The 1395-nt window shown below is 73.0% G+C and carries 1 protein-coding gene and 2 pseudogenes; 2 read left to right on the plus strand and 1 reads right to left on the minus strand.

The window, feature by feature from the left end; genetic code table 11:
* Positions 1-372: pseudogene (locus G6023_RS14325) on the minus strand (DUF2993 domain-containing protein); the annotation flags it as partial.
* An 82-nt stretch (positions 373-454) separates the two neighbouring features.
* Here G6023_RS14325 and G6023_RS14330 point away from each other — a divergent pair.
* Positions 455-1144, plus strand: a complete 690-nt coding sequence (locus G6023_RS14330) for a winged helix-turn-helix domain-containing protein (RefSeq protein ID WP_067712021.1) — start codon at positions 455-457, stop codon at positions 1142-1144.
* Positions 1141-1395 (plus strand): annotated as a pseudogene (locus G6023_RS14335) (mycothiol synthase); the annotation flags it as partial. The gene G6023_RS14330 and the pseudogene G6023_RS14335, both read left to right, overlap by 4 nt.

Below are 1395 nucleotides of genomic sequence, written 5' to 3' on the forward strand. Positions count from 1 at the left end.
GGCCGGGCCGAGCGAGGCCCCGGTGATCTGTACCGAGACCGTCACCTCCCCGGCGGTCAGCGGACCGGTCGGGTCCTCCGGCACGGAGACGTCGGTGGCCACGGCCTCCACCGCGACCGGCCCGAGCCCGGGCCGGTCGACCCCTTCGACCCGGATCGCCGCCGAGACGAGGGTGTCCGGGCCGGACCACCGCGACCCCGGCGCGCCGCCGATCGTCACCGACGGGGGCCCGTCACCAGCGTTCCCCGGGTCGATCCGACCGGACAGGTCGGCCTCGATCCGTGAGGCGGACACCGTCTCCACGGTGAAGGCGCTGCCGGCCACGACGGCCACGGCGACAGCCGCGATGACGACGGGGCGGGGGAGTCTCATGGCATTCAGGTGTACTCCAATCCCCGTTTCGGGGGTGCGGGTCGCTAGTATCGTCTCGGCCCCCGGACGGAGAGGAAGCGACATGGACGTAGTGCTCCTCGCCGCTGAAGCAGACCCGGAGGCGGTCATCCCCGCGCTGCCTCTCCTCCCGCACTCGGTGCGTGTACTCCCGCCGCTGGCGTCCTCGCTGGGGGATCTCTCCGGTGCGGCACTCGCCCTGGTCGACGCGCGGAGTGATCTCGCGGCGTCGCGGGCACTGTGCAGGCTGCTGTCCGGTGGCGGGGACCTCGCCGTCATCGCCGTCGTCTCCGAGGGGGGACTGATCGCCGTCAGCGGGGACTGGGGCCTCGACGACATCCTCCTGCCGACCACCGGGCCGGCGGAGGTGGACGCCCGGTTCCGCCTCGCCGCCGCGCGACACTCGTCCCAGGGCGAGGCGGACGGTGGCCTCCTCACGGTCGGCGAGCTGGTCATCGACGAGGAGACCTACGTCGCCCGCGTCAAGGGGCGCCCCCTGGATCTGACCTACAAGGAGTTCGAGCTCCTCAAGCACCTGTGCCAGCATCCCGGCCGGGTCTTCTCCCGCGCGCAGCTGCTCCAGGAGGTGTGGGGTTACGACTTCTTCGGTGGAACCCGGACCGTCGACGTCCACGTCCGGCGACTGCGCGCCAAGCTCGGTCCCGATCACGAGTCGCTCATCGGCACCGTCCGTAACGTCGGGTACAAAGCGGTCCGGCCGTCGGATCGCAGGGAGGACGGAGGCGACGCATGACAGTCACCGAACGCGCACCGGACGCCGGTGCCGCCGACCGCATCGAGGCGATGGCCCGGCAGGCGGGATCGGTTGACGGGGTCGCACCCCTCGGTGAGCAACCCCTCCGGGCCCTCCGCGGGCCGGCCGGCGGGGCGCGTCACTTCCTCGCGACCGACCCCGATGAGACCGGTGCCGCCGCGGGCGGGGGTGCCGTCGACCCCGTGATCGTCGGCTACGCCCAGCTCGTCGGCGCCGGGGACGAGGCCTCG

The sequence above is a fragment of the Dietzia sp. DQ11-71 genome (genome assembly GCF_014144995.1).
Classification (GTDB): Bacteria; Actinomycetota; Actinomycetes; order Mycobacteriales; family Mycobacteriaceae; genus Dietzia; species Dietzia kunjamensis.

What these genes read in the sequence shown, in the direction of transcription:
- G6023_RS14330 (WP_067712021.1), top strand. Translation starts at nt 455, where the DNA reads ATGGACGTAGTGCTCCTCGCCGCTGAAGCAGACCCGGAGGCGGTCATC.